Origin of the sequence: Streptomyces sp. FXJ1.172, from assembly GCF_001636945.3 — a bacterium.
Classification (GTDB): domain Bacteria; phylum Actinomycetota; class Actinomycetes; order Streptomycetales; family Streptomycetaceae; genus Streptomyces.
Genome location: NZ_CP119133.2, coordinates 4,321,321 through 4,341,555, shown reverse-complemented (window position 1 = coordinate 4,341,555; position 20,235 = coordinate 4,321,321). Strand labels below are relative to the sequence as shown.

20 protein-coding genes are annotated in these 20,235 nt (G+C 72.2%); 11 read left to right on the top strand and 9 right to left on the bottom strand.

Annotated features, from left to right (window positions below; all coding sequences use genetic code 11):
• Position 1: 1 nt before the first annotated feature.
• From A6P39_RS19265 to A6P39_RS19240, 6 genes are all read right to left on the bottom strand, one after another.
• Entirely contained in the window at positions 2-1,570 is a 1,569-nt protein-coding gene (locus A6P39_RS19265; protein ID WP_067057720.1) for an ABC transporter substrate-binding protein, read from the bottom strand.
• The gene (locus tag A6P39_RS19260; RefSeq protein ID WP_079133890.1) at positions 1,570-3,777 is read right to left on the bottom strand and encodes a hypothetical protein; all 2,208 of its coding nucleotides are present in this window, start codon (positions 3,775-3,777) and stop codon (positions 1,570-1,572) included. Before A6P39_RS19260 ends, A6P39_RS19265 begins: the two co-directional genes overlap by 1 nt.
• 198 nt (positions 3,778-3,975) lie before the next feature.
• A complete protein-coding gene (locus A6P39_RS19255; RefSeq protein WP_067057714.1) occupies positions 3,976-5,382 on the bottom strand; it encodes a condensation domain-containing protein in 1,407 nt (468 codons plus the stop codon).
• 153 nt (positions 5,383-5,535) lie between these two features.
• Entirely contained in the window at positions 5,536-6,507 is a 972-nt protein-coding gene (locus A6P39_RS19250) for an isopenicillin N synthase family dioxygenase (RefSeq protein WP_067057711.1), read from the bottom strand.
• Positions 6,500-6,949, bottom strand: coding sequence for a nucleoside deaminase (locus A6P39_RS19245; RefSeq protein WP_067057708.1), 450 nt, complete (start codon positions 6,947-6,949; stop codon positions 6,500-6,502). Before A6P39_RS19245 ends, A6P39_RS19250 begins: the two co-directional genes overlap by 8 nt.
• Before the next feature lie 185 nt (positions 6,950-7,134).
• Entirely contained in the window at positions 7,135-7,452 is a 318-nt protein-coding gene (locus tag A6P39_RS19240; RefSeq protein ID WP_067057704.1) for a PLD nuclease N-terminal domain-containing protein, read from the bottom strand.
• A gap of 76 nt (positions 7,453-7,528) precedes the next feature.
• Between A6P39_RS19240 and A6P39_RS19235 the strand changes: the two genes are divergently transcribed.
• The 8 genes from A6P39_RS19235 to A6P39_RS19200 all read left to right on the top strand — a co-directional run bounded on the left by A6P39_RS19235 (position 7,529) and on the right by A6P39_RS19200 (position 14,104).
• Positions 7,529-8,980: a menaquinone biosynthesis decarboxylase gene (locus tag A6P39_RS19235; protein ID WP_067057701.1), complete on the top strand. Its 1,452-nt coding sequence runs from the start codon at positions 7,529-7,531 to the stop codon at positions 8,978-8,980.
• Positions 8,981-9,059: 79 nt separating this feature from the next.
• On the top strand, positions 9,060-9,962 hold the full coding sequence (gene mqnP / locus A6P39_RS19230) for a menaquinone biosynthesis prenyltransferase MqnP (RefSeq protein ID WP_067057699.1): 903 nt from the start codon (positions 9,060-9,062) through the stop codon (positions 9,960-9,962).
• An 83-nt stretch (positions 9,963-10,045) separates the two neighbouring features.
• A complete protein-coding gene (locus tag A6P39_RS19225; RefSeq protein ID WP_067057696.1) occupies positions 10,046-10,717 on the top strand; it encodes a UbiX family flavin prenyltransferase in 672 nt (223 codons plus the stop codon).
• Between the two features lie 81 nt (positions 10,718-10,798).
• On the top strand, positions 10,799-11,254 hold the full coding sequence (locus A6P39_RS19220) for an Lrp/AsnC family transcriptional regulator (protein WP_067057692.1): 456 nt from the start codon (positions 10,799-10,801) through the stop codon (positions 11,252-11,254).
• A gap of 38 nt (positions 11,255-11,292) precedes the next feature.
• Positions 11,293-12,456, top strand: coding sequence for an aminofutalosine synthase MqnE (gene mqnE / locus A6P39_RS19215; RefSeq protein WP_067057689.1), 1,164 nt, complete (start codon positions 11,293-11,295; stop codon positions 12,454-12,456).
• Positions 12,457-12,515: 59 nt separating this feature from the next.
• The gene (locus tag A6P39_RS19210; protein WP_067057686.1) at positions 12,516-13,040 is read left to right on the top strand and encodes a GNAT family N-acetyltransferase; all 525 of its coding nucleotides are present in this window, start codon (positions 12,516-12,518) and stop codon (positions 13,038-13,040) included.
• Positions 13,041-13,131: 91 nt separating this feature from the next.
• Positions 13,132-13,440: a DUF4229 domain-containing protein gene (locus A6P39_RS19205; protein ID WP_067057684.1), complete on the top strand. Its 309-nt coding sequence runs from the start codon at positions 13,132-13,134 to the stop codon at positions 13,438-13,440.
• A 10-nt stretch (positions 13,441-13,450) separates the two neighbouring features.
• Positions 13,451-14,104: a TetR/AcrR family transcriptional regulator gene (locus A6P39_RS19200; RefSeq protein WP_067057682.1), complete on the top strand. Its 654-nt coding sequence runs from the start codon at positions 13,451-13,453 to the stop codon at positions 14,102-14,104.
• 19 nt (positions 14,105-14,123) lie between these two features.
• On the opposite strand, the gene A6P39_RS19195 is transcribed toward A6P39_RS19200, so the two are convergent.
• On the bottom strand, positions 14,124-14,999 hold the full coding sequence (locus A6P39_RS19195) for a MaoC family dehydratase (RefSeq protein WP_067057679.1): 876 nt from the start codon (positions 14,997-14,999) through the stop codon (positions 14,124-14,126).
• A gap of 301 nt (positions 15,000-15,300) precedes the next feature.
• Here A6P39_RS19195 and A6P39_RS19190 point away from each other — a divergent pair, with 301 nt between their 5' ends.
• Both A6P39_RS19190 and A6P39_RS19185 read left to right on the top strand, forming a co-directional pair.
• The gene (locus tag A6P39_RS19190; protein WP_067057676.1) at positions 15,301-17,241 is read left to right on the top strand and encodes an AMP-dependent synthetase/ligase; all 1,941 of its coding nucleotides are present in this window, start codon (positions 15,301-15,303) and stop codon (positions 17,239-17,241) included.
• Positions 17,242-17,416: 175 nt separating this feature from the next.
• Positions 17,417-18,319 carry a LysR family transcriptional regulator gene (locus tag A6P39_RS19185; protein WP_067057673.1) on the top strand — a complete coding sequence of 301 codons (903 nt, stop codon included), beginning with the start codon at positions 17,417-17,419 and terminating at the stop codon, positions 18,317-18,319.
• 89 nt (positions 18,320-18,408) lie between these two features.
• Here the strand turns inward: A6P39_RS19185 and A6P39_RS19180 are convergent, their stop codons facing one another.
• On the bottom strand, positions 18,409-18,723 hold the full coding sequence (locus tag A6P39_RS19180) for an AzlD domain-containing protein (protein WP_067057671.1): 315 nt from the start codon (positions 18,721-18,723) through the stop codon (positions 18,409-18,411).
• A complete protein-coding gene (locus A6P39_RS19175; RefSeq protein ID WP_443052890.1) occupies positions 18,720-19,499 on the bottom strand; it encodes an AzlC family ABC transporter permease in 780 nt (259 codons plus the stop codon). Before A6P39_RS19175 ends, A6P39_RS19180 begins: the two co-directional genes overlap by 4 nt.
• Positions 19,500-19,568: 69 nt before the next feature.
• Between A6P39_RS19175 and A6P39_RS19170 the strand changes: the two genes are divergently transcribed.
• On the top strand, positions 19,569-20,144 hold the full coding sequence (locus tag A6P39_RS19170) for a helix-turn-helix domain-containing protein (RefSeq protein WP_067057668.1): 576 nt from the start codon (positions 19,569-19,571) through the stop codon (positions 20,142-20,144).
• Positions 20,145-20,235 lie beyond the last annotated feature (91 nt).

The following is a 20,235-nucleotide window of genomic DNA, read 5'->3' as shown; positions in this document are numbered from 1 at the left end:
CCTAGGCCGGCGGCAGGCACTCCCGCGACGGCGGCTTCCCCTCCGGCCAGGCGATCCGCACGAAGCGCGAGCCGCCCTGCGGGGTCAGTTCGACGATCGGCACGGCCTTGTCGTACGGGTTGCCGTGCGCGTCCAGGCAGATCCAGCCGCTCGCCCCGTTCACCCGCTGTGACTTCCCCTTGACCTGCGGCCACTGCAGGCCCACGTCCGCGAGCGCCGGGATGGTCTTGCCCGGCGGCACCGCCTCGCGGATGCCGTGCACGGCCAGCTGCAGGGCGTCGTAGCCGATGATCAGCTGTCCGTCGTCCAGGGCGACCGAGCCGATCGGGCCCACCGGCGCCCGCTGGGCGGCCGTCAGCAGGGTCTGCAGCGTGGCGGTGTCCGCCGCCGAGCCGCCCGTCGCCGGCGGGCCGCCCCGCACCCAGGCGTCCGGGTGGGCGAGGGAGGTGTAGAGCACGGAGAGGTTGTGCCGCAGGGCGTCGCGGTCCAGGTCCTTCTCGTAGGTCAGGTAGGAGGCCTCGTCACCGGTGAGCACGGTGAACCTCCGGTCCTGGCAGCCGCGGGCGCCGAGCGCGTTGATGAACTGTCTGAGCTGCACGTGCCGGCCCGCGAACAGGATCGTGTCGGTCCCCGGGTCGGTGTCGCACACCAGGTTCGTGATCTGCCGGAAGGTGTTCGGGGTCGTGCCCTCCTGGCTGCGGTCGTCCGGCGGGGTGAACGGCTGCGGCTCGTACCGCGAGCCCTTGAGCAGCGCCGAGAACGACTGCTGGAGCGTGAGCGTGTACGGGTCACCGGGCTTGTCGTACACCAGCAGCGCCTTGCCCTGCTTCAGCTGCGCGAACTTGGTGATGGCGCGGGCCTCGTCGGTGTTGGTCGGCGCCACACGGGCCAGCCCGGGGTAGGGGTCGGGGTTCTTGCCGCCCTGGCCGTTGGCGAGGTCGTCGGCGGTGATGGAGGAACCGATCACCGGGATGTGCAGCTTGGTCAGCGCCGCGACGGCCGCCTTGTTGGCATCGGTGCTCTGTCCGATGCCGGCGACCGCGCGCAGCGTGTCGGTGCTGCTCGTCGTCATGCGGTCCAGCTGGTCCACGGTCCGCTGCCAGTACGTGCCGGTCGCCCCCGGGTTGGCGAGCACCAGCCGGATCTTCGGCGTCTGGCCGTTGGCGTCGTGGTTGGCCTGGTACTGCGCCAGGTAGGCGCCCTGGAGCTGGTGCTGGACGTCGTTCAGCATCGTCGCGGAGCCGGAGGTGTACGGCAGCAGCAGCGCGACCGTCACATAACTCCCGGGCTTCAGCCGGGCGTTCTCCCCTGCGATCGCCTGGACGGAGGCGGTCAGCCGGTCCTGCCCGAAGTCGTACGGCCGCGGTCCCGTCGCCACGCCCACGCACTCGTCGCTGCCCTGGGGCCGGGACACCCCGGGCGCGCACGAGCGGTCGTCGTGGGTGAGGGTGCGTACCGCGAACACCAGGCCGGTCACCAGGGCCGCCGCCAGCAGCAGGGCCAGATAGCGGCGCAGCGGGATCTCCCACACGCCCTCGCGCAGCCACGTCCCCATGCCCCTGCGCGCCATCACGCCTCCCCGCTCCGGTCGTCCGGGCCGTCTTCGCCGTCGTCGGTGTCGTCGCTGTCGTCGGTGCCGTCAGGGTCGTAGGGCTCGTCGGGCTCGTCGGGGTCCTCGGGTCCGGTCAGCGGGCGCCCGGCGAGCGCCGCCGCCGGCCAGTCCCGGGAGGCCCGCCACAGCAGCGCGCCCGCCGCCGGCCGCAGATTGGACAGCTGCTCCAGCTCGAACCGGAGCCGGTCGCACACCTGCGGATCGGGCAGCACCAGCGGATCCGCCAGCTGCCACACCGCGTGCAGCAGCCGCCGTATCCGCAGGTGCAGTACGGCGTCCGCGCCCTCCGGCACGGCGTGCTCGGCGTCCGTGCGGCCGAGCGCCACCGCGGTGCGCCCGTCGCCGCGGCCGGTGAAGTCACGGCCCTCGGCGTCGTGGGCGTGGAAGTAGGGCGCGGACGCCACGAAGCGCAGGGTGCGCAGCCAGGCGCGGGTGTCCGCGGTGGGGAAGGTGTCGCGCAGATGGGCGACCGTGGACTGCGTGCTGCCGAGGGCGAGTTCGTGGTGCAGCCGGTAACGGGCGTGCTCGGGCCGGGTGTAGTGGGCGATCAGCGTCTCGTGCGCGGTACGCCACGCCGCGTGGGCGGCCTGGGCACCGCGGTCGGCCGGTTCGGCCCGGGCTGCCGGGGCGTCGTGCAGCATGTGCAGCCGCAGCAGCAGCAGGGTGCGCACGAAGCGGTCGCCGACGAACCGGCCCGGCACGGCCGGCAGCCCCTCCGCGGCCAGCAGCGTCCGCACCTCCCGTACGCTCGCCGGGCCGAAGGTGTCCGGCAGCAGCGCCGCGGCCAGCGCGCACGCCGAGCCGTGGTCGTGGGCGGCGGCCAGCACGGTCAGCTCGGCCAGGTACTCGGCCGGCACCAGCCGGTCCAGCAGCGCCTCGTAGGCGGGCGCGGCGGGCAGGTCCTCGGCGGGCCGCACCGGCGCGGTCAGCAGCTCGCCCAGCGAGGACGCCCCGGGCAGGTGCTGCGCGGCCGACTCGGCGAGCAGCACGATGCCCAGCGGGTTGCCGCCGGTCAACCGGTGCACGGCGTGCGGCAGATGGGGCGGCACCGGCAGGTCCCCGCACACCGAGCCGACGATGTGAAGGGTGTCGTCCGCGCTCAGCGGCGGCAGCGCCACCAGCAGCGCCCGCGAGGACGGCGCCGCGTCCGGTGTCCAGTCCGTGCGCCGGGCCACCTCCGCCAGCTCCCGCCGGGCCGCGCTGGGCAGCTTCTCGCTGTCACCGCCCTCACCGCGCCGGGCCGCGACGAACACCACCTGGTCGGCGAGGCCCTCGGCCCGGTCGCGCAGCACGGCGGCCATGAGCCCCGGGCCGGGCGCCGACTGCGCGTTGTCGAGCAGCACCAGCGGGCGGCCGATGCGCTGCATCCGCGGCAGCACCCCGGTGTACGCCTCCGTCAGGTCGGCCAGCAGCGCCCGCACCAGATACCGCTCGGCGTGCTCCCGGGCGGGGCCGTCCTCGCGGAAGTGCCGGGAGAGCAGGATCAGTCCGCGCTGCGCGTGCCCGCCCGCGTTCGGGTACGTCCGGTACCACTCGGACGCCTTCTGGTGGCGCCGGCCGGCGAACCCCTCGGCGATCGACTCCAGGGTCGCCTCGATCGCGCCCGACACCAGCGGGCCGGTGCCGGTGGCCGCGGCGACCACCTTGGCCGCCACCTTCCCGGCCCAGCGTCCGGCGAACCCGCCGAACCGCGAGCCGCTCTCGTTCAGCAGCAGGATCCGCTCCACCTCCCGGCGGATCCGCTCCGAGTCGGCGTCGCTCCAGCCGCCGGCCGCCACCGCGACCAGGCCCGTCATCAGCCGTGGGAAGGTGATCCGGCGGGCGCCGGTCACCGGCTCGGCGAGCTGCTCGGCGATCACCAGCAGCGCCTGGGTGAGCGGCGACCAGGACTCGGCGGGCCGGTCCACGGGCGGCCGGGCGAACTGCTCCTCCGCGCAGTCGGCCAGCGCGAGGGGGGTGTGCCCCTGGTAGGCGTCGCGCAGTTCGGCCAGGACCGCGCTCTTGCCCAGTCCGCGCGCGCCGGTCAGCACCACGAACGGCGGTCCGTCGGGGTGCTCCACGGGGGTGGCGCGATGGTGATGGGGGCGCAGGCCGATGAGCCGCGGGGCCAGCCCGGCCGGATCGGCGTCGAACAGCGCCCCGCGTCCGTGCAAACGTCTGCCCACCCGATCGCCCCCCTCAACGATCAGATAACCCCTCAACGGCAGTGTAAGAAGGGGAAGTTGCTCCGTGCCAGGGCCAGTGGTGTCCGTTGGGTTACGAAATCCGGCGATGTCAGTTCCGGATCAGCCCTGGATCAGTTTCGGATCGGTCCGGGTCAGTCCTGGATCGGCTCCGGACCGGTTCTGGATCAGCGGTCGTGCCTACGACACCGCGGTCAGGCTGCCGTGGGCCACGGAGGCGATGTGATCGCGCAACCGCTCCACGTACAGCCGCAGGTTCTTCGCCGCCACGTCCGTGTCCGGATACCGGCTCGCCAGCCACAGCCCCTCGTGCAGCCGGTTCACCCACACGCACACCTGGTCGCCGTACGACACCCGCAGCAGCGCGTGCGCCCGCTGCTCGCTCCAGCGCTCCGCGCCCGGGATGGACCGGGCGTCGACGTAGGAGACGATCGAGTACAGGTCCGGCGAGGCCGGCCGGAAGTCCGCGCCGAGCAGGCTCAGCACCCGGGCCAGCGGCATCCGGGCCAGCGGCCGGGCGGCCCGCAGCTCGTCGCGTACCGTGCGCAGGGTGTCCCGGAGCCCGGCCGCACGGTCGACGGGCACCTCGATCGGAGCGCCCCCGACGTACCAGCCCACCGAGTCGCTCCACCGTGACTTCACCCGGGTGTGGAACGGCACCACCGTCCGGTACACCGGCTGCCCGCCCAGCTCGTGCACGATCAGCCCGGTCGCGGCCAGCAGACCGACCTGGCTGCCGCCGTAGGGGCGGCAGTACGCCTCGAACGCCGCCGCCTCCTGCGCGTCGGCCAGCGGCTCGCACAGCATCCGCTGGCGCGGCAGCGGCCCGCCCGGCTCCAGCCCCAGGTCGACGGGGAAGCCGGGCAGTGTTCCGTCGCAGCGGCGGATGAACTCGCGCCAGCGGCCGACGATCGCGTGCCGGGCGTCGATGCCGTCCGCGTCTGCCCGCTCGATCCGGCAGAAGTCGACGTAACTGGCCACCGAGGTACGCGAGTCGGGCACGGCGCCGGCCCGCCCCGCCGCGTACAGCTCGGTCACCTCCGCGGGGATCCGCTCCAGGGAGTAGGCGTCGACGTTGCTGTGGTCGAAGGCCAGGCAGACGGTGGCGGAGTCGTCCCGGACGACGGCCGTGAAGAGGAAGTTCGGCCAGCGCAGCGCGTCCGCGACGGTGTCGAACCGCTCCTCGAGATGCCGCACCAGCGCGCCCGCGTCCGGGAAGTCGCCCACGTCCTCGCGGTGCAGGGACACGTCCGCCGCGTCCAGCGTGAAGCGGCGCAGTTCGTCACCGGCCCAGCGGAAGCCGCTGCGCAGCGTCTCGTGCCGGACCGTCCAGGCGCGCAGCGCCTCCTGGAGCGCATCGAGGTCGACCGGGCCCGGCAGGTCGAAGGCGGTGCCGAGCCAGGTCGGCACGAACAGCCCGTCCTCCCGGACGCACTTGGCGGTCCGGATGTGCGACTCCTGGATGTAGGCAGGGGGCCGGGAGTCCTCCGGGAGCGCCGCCGCCGCCGCGACGGTCGCCGGGCTCAGCGTCCACTCGACGAGCCGTCCCGGCCGGGCCTCGCAACGCTGGATGTCAGTGATTCGCACGCGTCTCCCATCGCAGAAGGGGGCCCCTGGATCCGGGCCCCCTTGAAGGCAATGCCGACAGACGCGACCGGGACATGCCCGTCCGGACCATTTCAGCGGAACGGGTGGCAGGCCGAACGGGGAAGTGATTTACGCAGGGTGAGGCCGGGCGGATCACTCGACGGTGATCGAGTCGAGCTTGGCGCGCAGGTACACGTGCGAGTCGACCGGCGGATAGGCCACCCGGCCGACCGGCGCCGGCACGGACTCCACCCGGGTGCCCGGGGTGCACTCGCCGAAGTACACGAGCGACATCAGCTCCTCGGCGGGGGCGTCGGCGGGCGGCGGCAGCACCCGGTGCCGCCCGGACCGCCACCGGTCACCGGTCCAACGGGCCAGCAGGTCACCGATGTTGACGGTGAGGGCGGCGGGGTCGTACGGCGCGTCCGCCCACCCGCGCTCGTCGGTGTACACCTGCAGCCCGCCCTTTCCGGCCTGCCGGTCGAGGACGGTGACGGTCCCGAAGTCGGTGTGCGGCCCGATCCGGAACTGCCCCGGCAGCGGCTCGCCGACGACCTCCGTGCCCGGATACCAGTTGATGTTGAAGCCGTACGTCGGATGGTCCATGTGCCGGGTGAAGAAGTCGCGTTCGAGCCCCAGGGCGTACCCCAGCAGCGACAGCAGCTCCTTCTCCAGGGCGGCCATCTTCGCCAGGTACTCCGTGCAGAGCGTCCGGAGCTGCGGCACCTCGGCCGGCCACACGTTGGGCGCGTACCACTGCGCGTCGACGACCGGATCGGCGAAGGGCTCGTCCGTCGCGAAGGTCAGCGACTCCTTCAGGTCGGGCGGCGTGTGCGTCCCCTCCGCGTATCCGTTGGCCTCGGCACCGGGCCCGAGCCACCCGCGTCCGCCGACCTTCGCCTCGTACCGCCGCTTGACCTCGTCCGGGAGCAGGAAGAACTCCCGCGCCGCCCGCCGGATCCCAGCTCGCAGCCCGGACTCCACCCCGTGCCCGGTGACCAGCAGGAACCCGGCCGTCTGCAGTGCCTGGTCGACGGTGCGGGCGAGGGCGGCGCGGATCTCCTCGCCGCCGTCCAGCCAGGGCCGGAGGTCGATGGTGGGGATCCGGGAGAGGGATTCAGTCACCGATGTCCTCGTTCCACAGGTCCGGGTTGTCCTTGACGAAGGCGCGCATCATCGTGACGCACTCGGGGTCCTCCAGGACCAGGATCTCGACGCCGTGCTCGGCGAGCCAGTCGTGGCCCCCGCGGAAGGTGGTGGCCTCGCCGATCACCACACGGGGGATGCCGAACTGCCGGACCAGGCCGCTGCAGTACCAGCACGGCGAGAGGGTGGTGACCATGGTCGTGCCGCGGTACGACCGCTGCCGGCCGGCCGCGCGGAACGCGGCCGTCTCCGCGTGTGTCGAGGGGTCGCCGTCCTGGACCCGGCGGTTGCGGCCACGGCCGAGAAGGGCGCCGTCCGGGCCGTAGAGCGCGGCGCCGACCGGGATCCCGCCCTCGGCCAGCCCGGCGCGGGCCTCGGCCACGGCGGTGGCGAGCCAGGCACGGGCCTGTCGTTCGTCCATGCCCTTACTGTGCGGGCGCGGGAGAGCGGGGGCAATGCCAGGCGTCCGGGAGCCGGGCGTCCCCGCGGAGCCGGGCGAGGACGTGCCCCCGTCGCCGTCGAGGCGGTGCCGAGGAACGACTACTCACAGCTTGTAACGACCATTAACCACAGGTCAGTTGGGGGAAGGCAAGCCGTTTGGGGCGGTCACTCGCCCTTGGGGTCGTCCTTGTTCTCGAGGGACTTGAGGAACTCGGGGTTGTCGTCGGGAGCGATCCAGCCGGCGGCGGCGCGGTGTCCGGAGGCGAAGGGGGCGGGCGTGGACCCGCCCGCCGGCGCCCGCCGCGCCCGCCCGGTGATCAGCCAGGCCACCGGCCCCACCAGCACCTCGCCGAAGAGCAGGATGATGATCACCCACACCACCTTCGGCAGATGGCGCACCTCATCCTCGGGAGTGTTCAGACAGTCCACGAAGGCATAGATCCACAGCGCCAGGACCAGCAGGAACGGCAGATACCTGAGCATGGCGTGCGATCCCCCGACGAATGTGAGACGGCCCCGGTGACCGGGCCAGAGTAGCGGGTGCCGGATACTGGGGCGCATGGCTTACGACGATCTTCGCGCCCTGCTGCGGGCGCTGGAGCGCGAGGGAGACCTCAAGCGCATCAAGGCCGAGGTGGACCCCTACCTGGAAGTCGGAGAGATCGTCGACCGGGTGCAGAAGTCCGGTGGCCCGGCGCTGCTCTTCGAGAACGTGAAGGGCTCGGCGATGCCCCTCGCGATGAACGTCTTCGGCACCGACCGCCGCCTGCTCAAGGCGCTGGGCCTGAAGTCGTACGGCGAGATCTCCGAGAAGATCGGCGGCCTGCTGCGGCCCGAGCTGCCGCACGGGTTCGTCGGCGTGCGCGAGGCCTTCGGGAAGCTCGGCGCGATGGCCCACGTCCCGCCGAAGAAGATCAAAGAGGCTCCGGTGCAGGAGGTCGTCCTGCACGGCGACGAGGTGGACCTCGACCGGCTCCCGGCGCTGTTCACCTGGCCCAAGGACGGCGGCTCCTTCTTCAACCTGGGGCTCACCCACACCAAGGACCCGGAGACGGGCATCCGCAACCTCGGGCTGTACCGCCTGCAGCGTCACGACCGGCGCACCATCGGCATGCACTGGCAGATCCACAAGGACAGCCGCAACCACTACCAGGTCGCCGCGCGGCGCGGGGAGCGGCTGCCCGTCGCCATCGCCTTCGGCTGCCCGCCGGCCGTGACGTACGCCTCCACCGCCCCGCTCCCCGGCGACATCGACGAGTACCTCTTCGCCGGGTTCATCGCGGGCAGGCGGATCGAGATGGTCGACTGCAAGACGGTCCCGCTCCAGGTGCCGGCGAACGCCGAGGTCGTCCTGGAGGGCTGGCTGGAGCCGGGCGAGATGCTGCCCGAGGGTCCCTTCGGCGACCACACCGGCTTCTACACCCCGCAGGAGCCGTTCCCCGCACTGAAGATCGACTGCGTGACGATGCGCAGGCGCCCGCTGCTGCAGTCGATCGTGGTCGGCCGCCCGCCGACGGAGGACGGCCCGCTGGGCCGCGCCACGGAGCGCTTCTTCCTGCCGCTGCTCAAGATCATCGTCCCGGACATCGTGGACTACCACCTGCCCGAGGCCGGCGGCTTCCACAACTGCGCGATCGTCTCGATCGACAAGAAGTACCCGAAGCACGCGCAGAAGGTGATGCACGCGATCTGGGGGGCCCACATGATGTCCCTCACCAAGCTGATCGTGGTCGTGGACCGCGACTGCGACGTCCACGATCTGCACGAGGTCGCCTGGCGCGCCCTCGGCAACACGGACTACGCCCGCGACCTCACGGTCGTGGAAGGCCCCGTCGACCACCTCGACCACGCCTCCTACCAGCAGTTCTGGGGCGGCAAGGCGGGGATCGACGCGACGCGGAAATGGCCCGAGGAGGGGTACACGCGGGACGGGGGGTGGCCGGAGATGGTGGAATCCGACCCCGATACGGCCGAACGGGTGACACGGCGTTGGAAGGAGTACGGACTGTGAAGGGCACCGACATGATGGTGTGCGGCAGCGCGGAGACGGGATTTCCCCGCCGCCGCGGGGATGATCCGGAGTACGGCCTGTGAGCAGCGCCTCTGCCGCGATCCCTCAGCCGGGACGCACGAAGGCTTTCCTGCGGCTCGTGATGATCGAGCACTCGATCTTCGCGCTGCCCTTCGCCTACATCGCGTCGCTGACGGCGATGTACCAGTGGGACGAGAAGATCCACTGGGGCCGGCTGCTGCTGGTCACGATCTGCATGGTCGGCCTGCGGACGTTCGCGATGGCGGTCAACCGGATCATCGACCGCGAGATCGACGCCCGCAACCCGCGCACCGCGCACCGCGAGCTGGTGACCGGCGCGATGTCGGTGCGGCACGCCTGGACGGGTGCCCTGATCGCCCTGGTGATCTTCCTGGGCGCGGCGGCCCTGCTGAACCCCCTGTGCCTGGCCCTCGCACCCGCCGCGGTGATCCCGATGGTGGTCTACCCCTACGGGAAGCGGTTCACGAACTTCCCGCAGGCCATCCTCGGCCTCGCCCAGTCCATGGGGCCGATCGGCGGCTGGCTCGCGATCTCCGGGTCCTGGTCCTGGGACGCGGTGATCCTCGGCCTCGCCGTCGGCGTCTGGATCGGCGGCTTCGACCTGATCTACGCCTGCCAGGACGTCGAGACCGACCGGCAGGTCGGTGTCATGTCGGTCCCGGCCCGCTTCGGCGTCCCGGCCGCGATCCGGGGCGCGCGGGTGTGCCACACGGTCACGACGGCCCTGTTCGTCTGGTACGCCCTGGCCACGCACGCGGGCGCCTTCTTCTGGCTGGGCCTGCTGATCGTCGCGGGTGCCTTCGGCTACGAGCACCGCATCGTCCGGCCCCATGACCTGTCCCGCCTGAACAGGGCGTTCTTCTCGGTCAACGGCTTCATCGGCATTGCCCTGTTCGTGTGCGCGCTGCTGGATCTCCTGGTCCGGGGCCTGACGGTCTGAGGAGCGCGCTTCCCGTCCGACGGGCGGTCCCAAGGCGCCCCACCCGGCCTGAGGCCTGCCCGACCCACCGGTACGCTCAAGGTGTGAACGCAGGAGAAACGCAGCGCGAGCCTTGGATCGTGGGGGTGTCCGGAGCTTCCGGTACGCCCTATGCGGCGGCCGTGCTGCGGGCGCTGCTGGCGGCGGGGGAGGCGGTGGACCTGGTCGTCAGCCGGGCCTCGCGGCTGACGCTGCTGGACGAGACGGGGATCTCGTTCCGGGACGCCCACTGGCAGGACGACCTGCGGGAATGGCTGGCCCGGGGGGCCGACGGCAAGCCGGGGACCTTCGATGTGGACCTCGGCGGGGTGCGGTACTGGAGCGCGGGGGACCTCGCCGCCGGGCCGTCCTCGGGCTCGTACCCGGCCAAGGGCATGCTCATCGTGCCCGCCTCCACGGCCTGCGTGGCCGGTGTGGCCCTCGGCCTGTCCAAGGACCTGCTCCAGCGCACGGCGAGCGTCACCCTCAAGGAACGCCGCACGCTGGTCGTGGCCGTACGGGAGGCCCCGCTGAACGGGCAGACGCTGCGCCATCTCGTGGCGCTGGACGAGGCCGGCGCGAGCGTCGTACCGGCCTCGCCCGCCTTCTACGCGGGCGCCACCCACATCCAGGATCTGGTGGACTTCGTCGCCGGGCGGGTGCTGGACGCGGCGGGCGTCGAGCACGGCCTGTACCGGCGGTGGCGGGGCGAGCTGGGCGGCGGGGCAGCGGATTAGCGCGAGCGCGGATCAGCCGGGCAAGTCAAGTCGCAGTACCTCTCATCAACTCGGAACTCTTCAGCGGAAGGCTTCGATCGCATGGACGCGGTGGACAGGCAGCTCATCCAGGCCCTGAGGGAGAACGGCCGGGCCTCGTACGCGGAGCTGGGGCGCCTCGTCGGACTGTCGGGACCCAGCGTCACCGACCGCATCAACCGGCTGGAGGCGGCCGGCGTGATCACCGGCTATCGCGCCACGGTGAACTCGGCCTCGCTCGGCCTCGGCGTCACCGCGCTGATCGGCATCTCGCTCTCCGACGCCGCCGACCACGAGGACGTCGCCCAGCGGCTGCGGGACCTGCCGGAGATCGAGGACTGCTGGTTCATCGCCGGCGACGACTCCTACATGCTCAAGGTGCGGGCCACGGACGTGGACGGCCTGGAGCGGATCATCCGGCGGCTCAGCGGCACCAAGGGCGTCTCCCGGACCCGTACCACCATCGTGCTGTCCACGAAGTGGGAGAACCGGGTCGGAGAACTGCCCGAAGAGGTCTAGGGATACCGTGGGGCGAGCTGTCGTAGAAAGGTGTGGGCATGGACGTCGGGCTCAAGCGCGAGCTGGAGGAGAAGGTCCGTTCCGGTGAGCGGCTGACCCGTGAGGACGGCATCGCGCTGTACGAGTCGGACGATCTGGCCTGGCTCGGCGGTCTGGCGCACGAGGTGCGGACCCGGAAGAACGGTGACGTCGTCCACTTCAACGTCAACCGGCATCTGAACATGACGAACGTGTGCACGGCCTCGTGCGCGTACTGCTCGTTCCAGCGCAAGCCGGGCGAGAAGGACGCGTACACGATGCGCATCGAGGAGGCCGTCAAGCTCGCCAAGGCGATGGAGTCGGAGAACCTCACCGAGCTGCACATCGTCAACGGGCTGCACCCGAACCTGCCGTGGCGCTACTACCCGCGCTCGCTGCGTGAGCTGAAGGCCGCGCTGCCGCACGTGTCGCTGAAGGCGTTCACGGCCACGGAGATCCACCACTTCGAGACGATCTCCGGCCTGTCGGCGTCCGAGATCCTCGACGAGCTGATCGACGCGGGGCTGGAGTCCCTGACCGGCGGCGGCGCCGAGATCTTCGACTGGGAGGTCCGGCAGCACATCGTGGACCACCGCACCCACTGGGAGGACTGGTCCCGCATCCACCGCCTGGCGCACGAGAAGGGTCTGAAGACCCCGTGCACCATGCTCTACGGCCACATCGAGGAGCCGCGCCACCGCGTCGACCACGTCCTGCGCCTGCGCGAACTCCAGGACGAGACGAACGGCTTCCAGGTCTTCATCCCGCTGCGCTACCAGCACGACTTCGTGGACATGAAGGACGGCAAGGTACGCAACACCCTCCAGGCCCGTACCCAGATGGCGACCGGCGCGGAGGCCCTGAAGACCTTCGCCGTCTCGCGGCTGCTGTTCGACAACGTGCCGCACGTGAAGGTCTTCTGGGTGATGCACGGCGTCCAGACCGCGCAGCTGGCGCTGCAGCACGGCGCGGACGACATGGACGGTTCGGTCGTCGAGTACAAGATCACGCACGACGCGGACAACTACGGCACGCCGAACAAGCTCACCCGTGAGGACCTGCTGGAGCTGATCCGGGACGCCGGTTTCCGTCCGGTGGAGCGCAACACGCGCTACGAGATCATCCGCGAGTACGACGGCCCGGACCCGGCCCGCAGGGAGTCCCCGCAGCCGATGCGGGTGTGATCCCGGTACGGATGGGGCAGGCACTGGAGGGGCGTGCGGGTAATGGATACGATGCCCGCATGCCCCTTACTTTCACGCTCGATCCCGCCGTCACCCCGGCCCTGCGGGACGGCATCCTCGACCTGTGGACGGACGTCTCCAACGCGGGCGGCGCCGTGGGCTTCGTACCGCCGGTGCGCAGGGAGGACGTCCGCCCGGAGCTGGTGGCGCACCTCGTGGCGATGGCCGAGGGCCGGCACCGGCTGCTCGTCGGGTGCGACGGGACGGGGGCACCTGCCGCGGCCGCCTTCCTCGCCCACAACACGCACCGGCTCCAGAAGCACTGGGTGTGGCTGTACACGGTGATGGTCCACCCCCGGCACCAGGGCAAGGGGTACGGCCGCGACCTGCTGGCGGCCGCCGAGGAGGCGGCCCGCGGCCTCGACGGCATCGACGCGATCCGGCTGACCTGCCGGGGCGGCACCGGCCTGGAGCGGTTCTACGGCTCCTGCGGGTACAAGGAGGTCGGCCGGGTGCCCGGCGCCATCCGCGTCGCGCCCGGTGACGAACGCGACGACATCACCATGCTGCTGCCGCTCACCTGACCACTCCTTCGGCCCGACCCCCGTGCAAGATCGCCCCCGGGGCGTGCTTCACTGGAAGCTGACCCTTTTGGAATCGGACGAGTGGATTGAGATGCTCCGCTACACGCTGATGCGCCTCGGCGTCTTCGCCGGCTGCCTCGTGGTCGTCTGGGGAGCCGTCTACTCCGGTATCTTCCCGCGTGGCTTCGGCGACTCCAACTTCCTCTGGGTGCTGCTGCTCTCGCTGGTGCTGTCGGCGCCGATCAGCTGGGTGGTGCTGCGCAGGGAGCGGGACCGGGCCTCGGTGCAGATCGTGAACAGGGTCGACCGGATGAAGGCCAACCTGGAGGCCAACCGCAGCCAGGAGGACGTCGTCGACGACTCCGCCCGGGCACAGGGCGAGGCGGCCGCGTCCAACTAGTCTTTCCCTCATGGGTGGGGCGAGGACCAAACGGATGCCGCGTGCGGTACGGGAGCAGCAGATGCTCGACGCCGCGGTGCAGATCTTCGGCCGGCGCGGCTACATGGCCGCCTCGATGGACGAGATAGCCGAACTCGCGGGTGTCTCCAAGCCGTTGGTCTATCTGTACCTGAACTCCAAGGAAGATCTCTTCACCGCCTGCATCCGCCGGGAGGCCGCCGCGCTGAGCGAGGCGGTGCGCGCCGGGGTGTGCCCGGACCTGCCCGCCGACCGCCAGCTGTGGGACGGCCTGCTGGCCTTCTTCGCGCACACCGCCGAGCACCCCGACGCCTGGTCCGTACTGCATCTCCAGGCCCGTACGCACGGTGACCCCTTCGCGGCCGAGGCCGACGCGATGCGCGCGGAGATCGTCGCGTTCGTGACCCGGCTGGTCGTGGTCGCCGCCCGCGAGGCCCACCGTGACCCCGACCTGCCGGAAGGCGAGGTCGCGGGCCTGGCGGAGGCGCTGGTCGGAGCGGCGGAGTCGCTGGCCGCGTGGGCCAACACGACACCGGGGGTCACGGCCCGGCAGACGGCGGCCACACTGATGAACTTCGCGTGGGCGGGGCTGGGCAATCTGATGCAGGGCAACCGATGGACTCCGTCGGCCGAGGAAGCGCCGTGACGCGTGCCCCCGACGGCGTCTAGCCCATCGCGCGGTCCAGTGGCCGCACCTCTCCGGACAGGTGGAGCCGTCCGCCCGCACCACGCAGTTCGAAGCGGCCGTTGCCGTCCGCGCCGTAGGCGACCGTCCCCGGCAGCAGCACCGGCGCCCGGAACTCGGCCCGCACCACGGCGGAGCCGGGCGTGCCGTGGGCGGCCAGGCAGCGGGCCACCGTCCACATGCCGTGCGCGAGGGCCCGCGGGAAGCCGAAGAGGCGGGCGGTGAGCGGGTGCAGATGGATGGGGTTGCGGTCGCCGGAGACCGCGCCGTAGCGCCGGCCGATGTCCTCGGCGAGCCGCCACTCGGCCAGCACGGGCAGCGGGAGCCGTGTGTGCGGCCGCCGCTCCTGCCGGGGGCCGGCGGGGTCCTCGGTGCGGTGCCGGGCGAGATAGGTGCTGCGCGACTCCCAGACGAGTTCGTCGCCCGAGGTCAGCTCGGTGACCACCGTGGCCTGTGTCCCGCGCCGGTGCGGAGCCAACCCGTCGATGTGCACGGCGAGTTGATACCCCCCCGTCGCCGGTGCGGCGGTGTGGCGGACGATGCCGACCGAGGTGTGCACCAGGCCCAGCAGCGGCAGCGGGAAGTCGCGGGCGCTCATCAGCCGCATGGCCAGCGGGAATCCCAGGACGTGCGGGTAGGTCACGGGGAGGGCGGTCTCGCCGGTGGCGAAGCCGCACACCCGCTCGTACGCGGCCAGGTGGGCCAGGTCGACGCGGAGCCCCGGCAGTACCAGCCGGGTGCGCGGGAACCCGGCGTCGGGGGAGGGGCGCTTGAACGGGGAGCGCAGGGCGCCCCGGGCCAGCAGGGGCGCGAGCGCGGGCGCGCCGGCGAGGGCGACGGATCGAACGACTGCCATGGCCTGTCCCCGATGCTTACTCTGGAGTAAGGTTACCGGCGGTAAGTCTACGTCACGCGGCGGAGGGAGGGGCTGTGACCCACCTAACGTGAGGCCCTGTCATAAAACCAACGAGGTTGCACATCCCCGGCCCCGGATCATCCCGGAACCCGCACAAGGCCCTCACAGCCGGCCCGTACGATCACCTGGCCTGACCGTCGGTAACCCCCTTCTGCGGCCCGCCGCCGGTGAACGCCTCGGCGCGCGAGGCACGTACGTCATGCAGTCGGTAGTGCGCCGCTGCACGCAAGAGGAGCCGCCCGTGTCCACCCCGTTCCCGCACACCCCTGTCTCCTCCGCTGCCCCCGTCTCCGCCGTCGACTACGACGGCCGCCCGGTCCTCGTGGAGCCCTGGGTCCAGCGGCTGGACGGTGCCGTACGGGAGGTGCACGTACCGCCGTTCGCGCCGCCGGTCACCCACGGCTCCCTCGCGGACCTGCCGTTCGACAACGCCGGGACCGCCCCGGCTTCCGTGGTGCTCAGCCGCCGCATGCCCGACGGCAGTTGGGCGGACGTGACGGCCGCGGACTTCGCCGAGCAGGTGCTCGCGGTGGCCAAGGGGCTGATCGCCGAGGGGCTGGTGTCGGGCGACCGGATCGCCGTCATGGCCCGCACGCGCTACGAGTGGACGCTGCTCGACTTCGCCGCCTGGGCGGCCGGGCTCGTCACCGTGCCCGTCTACCCGACGTCCTCCGTCTTCCAGACCCGCTGGATCCTGCACGACTCCGGCGCCGTCGCCCTGATCACCGAGACCGCCGACCAGGCCGCCGCCATCGGCCCCGAACTCCAGCACCTGCCCGACCTGCGCCATGTGTGGGTGATGGACAAGGACCACGTGACCCGGCTGGCGGAGGCGGGCGCGCAGGTACCCGACGGTGAAGTCGCCGTACGGCGCGGCATGCTGGGTCCGGCCACCCTCGCCACCCTCATCTACACCTCCGGCACCACCGGCCGCCCCAAGGGCTGCGCCCTGTCGCACGGAAACTTCTTCGCCGAGGTCGACAACGCCATCGAACTGCTCCACCCGGTCTTCAAGGGGCACGACGAGAACCCCTCGGTGCTGCTGTTCCTGCCGATGTCCCATGTGTTCGGGCGCATGGTCGCCATCGCCTGTGTGCGGGCCCGGGTGCGCCTCGGACACGCTCCGAGCCTCGCCGCCGACGACCTGCTGCCCGACCTGGCCGCCTTCCGGCCGACCGCCCTGCTGACCATCCCGTACATGCTGGAGAAGGTCTACAACTCGGCCCGCGCCAAAGCCGAGTCGGGCGGCCGGGTCGCGGCCTTCGACCGGGCTGCGGCGGTCGCCGTCCGCTACGGCGAGGCCCTGGAGGCCCAGCAGACCGGCACGGGCGGCGGCCCGAGCCGCTCGCTGAAGACGGCCCGCGGCTTCTACGACCCGCTCGTCTACCGCAAGCTCCGGGCCGCCATGGGCGGCCGCGTCCGGCACGTCATCTGCGGCGGCTCCCCGCTCGGCCGGCGCCTCGGCGCGTTCTACGCCGGCGCCGGCATCGAGATCTTCGAGGGGTACGGCCTGACGGAGACCACCGCCGCCACGACCGTCACCCCGCCGCTCAAGCCGCGCCTCGGCACGGTCGGCTGGCCGCTGCCCGGCACCCGGGTGCGTATCGCGGCCGACGGGGAGATCCTCGTCGCCGGCGACCATGTGCTGCGCGGCTACTGGGATCCGCAGGCCGGCGGCGTCGTGCCCGCGTCCCGGGACGGCTGGCTGGCGACCGGAGACATCGGCGAGCTGGACGACGAGGGCTACCTCACCATCACCGGCCGCAAGAAGGAACTGCTGATCACGGCGGGCGGCAAGTCGGTGGCCCCGGCCCCGCTGGAGAACTGGCTGCGCCAGCACCCGCTGATCTCCCAGGTCATGCTGGTCGGCGACGGCCGGCCGTTCGTGTCCGCGCTGATCACCCTCGACCCCGACGGCGCCATGCACTGGCGCCAGATGATCGGCAAGCACCCGGTGCCGCCGGAACTGCTCGTCGGCGACCCGGAGTTGGAGGCGGTCCTGCAACGCGCGATAGACGAGGCCAACAAACTCGTCTCGCGCCCCGAGTCCATCCGCCGCTTCGCCGTCCTGCCGAGGGACTTCACCGAGTACGAGGGCCATCTCACCCCCTCGATGAAGCTCCGCCGCGAGCAGATCATGCGGGACTTCGCACAGGAGGTGGAGGGGCTGTACGGGGACTGATCCGGTCGGCACCCGCTCCTCGCCCGGTTCACGCCTCGGTCCGGACGCATGGCGTGATGCGGGGAGCGGGTTGCCGCCTGGGTCGGTTGCGGCCCGCCACAGATCTTCGTACGGGCTCCAAAGGCCAGTCAATCCTTGGGTTTTCTCCTCAAGCCCAAGTGTTAGCTTGGGTGTTGTGACCCTCGACGACCTGCGTGTGTTCGTGGCCGTGTGCCGTGCCGGCAGCCTCAGCTCGGTCGCCCGTGACCTCGGCTGCACCCAGTCCGCCGTCAGCCAGCATGTGAAGCGGCTGGAGCGGGAGACGGGCGTGCCCCTGCTGGAACGCCAGCCGAGAGGGGTCGTACCGACACAGGCCGGCCGGATCCTGGAAGCGGCGGCGGCCGAGGGCATCTCGGGACTCGACCTCGCCGTACGACAGCTGCGCGACCTGCTGGACGGGCACAGCGGGCATGTCCGCGTGGCCACCGGCGCCACCACCGTGCGGCACTTCATGTCCGACGCCGTCGTCACCTTCCGCCGCCGCCATCCCAAGGTCAACCTGGAGTTCCGGACGGTCAGTTCGGGCCGGGGCACCTTCGACGCGCTCGCCGACGGCACCCTCGACCTCGCCTGGATCACCCTCGGCCCGCCGGTGCGGGGCATCGAGCAGCGGACCGTCGTCGAACTGCCCTGGGTGCTCGCCGTCCCGGCCGACGACCCGCTGGCCGCCCGGTCCCGGCTCGCCCCCGCCGACCTCGCCGACGTCCCGCTCATCCGGCTGCCCCCGAACTCCGCCTCCGCCGCCCATCTGGACGCCGCCTGCGCCGAGTCGGGCGTCCGCTTCGCGTACGACGCCTCGGTGGCCGACTGGGACACCGCGCTGCTGCTGGCCGAACTGGGCGCGGGCCGGGCGGTCGTACCCGCGGTCCCCGGCCTGCCCGTCCCCGGCGCGGGCCCCCTGCGCCTGATCCCGCTGCCCGGGCTGCGCCCGCTCCCGGTCGGCTGGGCGGTCCGCCGCTGGGACGCCCTCAGCCCACCCGCCCGCGCCTTCGCGAACACGGTAGGGGGCGAGCGCCCGGCCCCTGCGCCCGCCCGGTGAGCTGTGTCCTGAGGCGCCCTTCCGGGCGAGCCGGGCGGCGGACGGCAGCGCGTCCTCGGCCCTGCCCCGCCCGGCAGGCGGGCAGCAGGTCATGCGACGCCGGCCACCCGCAGCAGCGCCGTCGTCGCCGCCGCCCCCACGACCACCACCACGAACGGTGCCCTCCGCCAGGCCAGCAGGCCTGCCACCAGCACCCCGGCCGGCCGGGCCCACCCCGCGAAGCCACCGCCCTCGGTCAGCGCCCCCGTGGCCAGCAACGCGACGAGCAGGACCACCGCCCCGGCCGAGGCCAGCTCCTGCACGCGCGGCGGAACCGTCACCCGGCCGTGCAGCACCGGCCCCACCAGCCGGAAGGCGTACGTGCCGACGGCGAGCGCGAGGATCACGACGACCGTGGCGTTCATGCAGCGGCCTCCTTCCGGGCCGGGCGGCGATGCAGAAGGAGTCCGGCCAGCGCCAGCAGCACCGGCACCCCGGCCGGTACGGCGGGCGTGACCGACAGGGCGAGGGCGGCGCCGAGCAGGGCGCAGCGACGTACCGTCGCGTCCGCGCGCAGCGCGGGCAGGACCAGGGCGACCAGGACGGCCGGGAAGGCGGCGTCCAGGCCATAGCGCGCGGTGTCGCCGAGCGCGCCGCCGGCCAGCGCGCCCGCCAGCACGCCGGTGTTCCACACGGCGAACAGTCCGAGCCCGGAGATCCAGAACGCCCGCCGCCGCCGTACCGGATCGCTCTGGGCGAGGGCGAAGGCGACCGTCTCGTCGGTGACGAGGTGCGCCCCCAGGAAGCGGGCCGCGCGGCCGGTGCCGAGTGTCTCCGCAACAGCCAGGCTGAACGCGGCCGTGCGGGTGTTGAGCAGCAGCCCGGTGGCCACCGCGGCGAACGGACCGCCCCCGGCGAGCAGCACGCCGACCGCGCTGAACTGGGCCGAGCCGGCGTACACCACCAGGGACATCAGGACCGGCACCCACAGCGGCAGCCCGCCGGCGACGGAGACGGCGCCGAAGGACACGCCCACGATGCCGCTGGCCAGCCAGACGAGCGAGCTGTCGCGCACCAGGGACCGGTCGAGGGACCGGTCGAGGGACCGGGCCGGTGGCTGGTCGAGGGACCGGCCGTCGGCGCGGCCGGCGCGGTCGTCGGGCGTGCCGGATTCCAGGGATGTTCGTTGTACCGAACGCATGTTTTCTACAATGGACAGCAGGCCCCCTGTCCGTCAAGGCGAACGATCGTACCGATGGAGCGAACGAGCATGGCTGAGCCGTCCACCCGGATCCCCGACCGGCTCCCGATGGAGTGGATCGCCGCGTCCCTCAAGCGTGAGCGCACCCGCGCCGGGCTGTCCCTGTCCGAGCTGGCCAAGCGCGCGGGGATCGCCAAGTCCACGCTGTCGCAGCTGGAGGCCGGGGCCGGTAACCCGAGCGTGGAGACGATCTGGGCGCTGGGTGTCGCGCTGGACGTCCCGTTCGGCACGCTGGTGGAGCCGCCGACGCAGAGCGTCCAGGTGATCCGTGCCGGCGAGGGCCCGGGTGTCGCCTCCGAGCAGGCCAGCTTCGTCGGCACGCTGCTGTCGGTGTGTCCGCCCGGCGCCCGGCGGGACATCTTCCAGATTCGTGCGGAACCGGGTTCGGCCCGCGCGGCGGAGCCGCACATCCCGGGCACCGTGGAGCACCTGATCGTCGGCACGGGACGGGTGAAAGCGGGGCCGGCCGGAGAAGAGGCCGAACTGGAACCCGGCGATTACATGACGTACCGAGGGGATGTCGCCCACTCGTACGAGGCGCTGGTGCCGGGCACGACGTTCGTTCTGATCATGCAGCACACGTAGAGAATTCGCCGGGAATTCACCGGGCGCCGGGGCCGGAAAAGGCAGGAGCCCCGTCGCCTTGCGGCGTGGGGCTCCTTGGGTACTGCACTCA

Bases quoted from the DNA above. Each gene is read 5' to 3' on its own strand.
- mqnE (WP_067057689.1), top strand. From the start codon at position 11,293: ATGGACGTCGGGCTCAAGCGCGAGCTGGAGGAGAAGGTCCGTTCCGGT.
- A6P39_RS19245 (WP_067057708.1), bottom strand. From the start codon at position 6,949: ATGGACGAACGACAGGCCCGTGCCTGGCTCGCCACCGCCGTGGCCGAG.
- A6P39_RS19200 (WP_067057682.1), top strand. From the start codon at position 13,451: ATGGGTGGGGCGAGGACCAAACGGATGCCGCGTGCGGTACGGGAGCAG.
- A6P39_RS19265 (WP_067057720.1), bottom strand. From the start codon at position 1,570: ATGGCGCGCAGGGGCATGGGGACGTGGCTGCGCGAGGGCGTGTGGGAG.
- A6P39_RS19180 (WP_067057671.1), bottom strand. From the start codon at position 18,723: ATGAACGCCACGGTCGTCGTGATCCTCGCGCTCGCCGTCGGCACGTAC.
- A6P39_RS19205 (WP_067057684.1), top strand. From the start codon at position 13,132: ATGCTCCGCTACACGCTGATGCGCCTCGGCGTCTTCGCCGGCTGCCTC.
- A6P39_RS19175 (WP_443052890.1), bottom strand. From the start codon at position 19,499: ATGCGTTCGGTACAACGAACATCCCTGGAATCCGGCACGCCCGACGAC.
- A6P39_RS19170 (WP_067057668.1), top strand. From the start codon at position 19,569: ATGGCTGAGCCGTCCACCCGGATCCCCGACCGGCTCCCGATGGAGTGG.
- A6P39_RS19210 (WP_067057686.1), top strand. From the start codon at position 12,516: ATGCCCCTTACTTTCACGCTCGATCCCGCCGTCACCCCGGCCCTGCGG.
- A6P39_RS19195 (WP_067057679.1), bottom strand. From the start codon at position 14,999: ATGGCAGTCGTTCGATCCGTCGCCCTCGCCGGCGCGCCCGCGCTCGCG.
- A6P39_RS19235 (WP_067057701.1), top strand. From the start codon at position 7,529: ATGGCTTACGACGATCTTCGCGCCCTGCTGCGGGCGCTGGAGCGCGAG.
- A6P39_RS19240 (WP_067057704.1), bottom strand. From the start codon at position 7,452: ATGCTCAGGTATCTGCCGTTCCTGCTGGTCCTGGCGCTGTGGATCTAT.
- A6P39_RS19220 (WP_067057692.1), top strand. From the start codon at position 10,799: ATGGACGCGGTGGACAGGCAGCTCATCCAGGCCCTGAGGGAGAACGGC.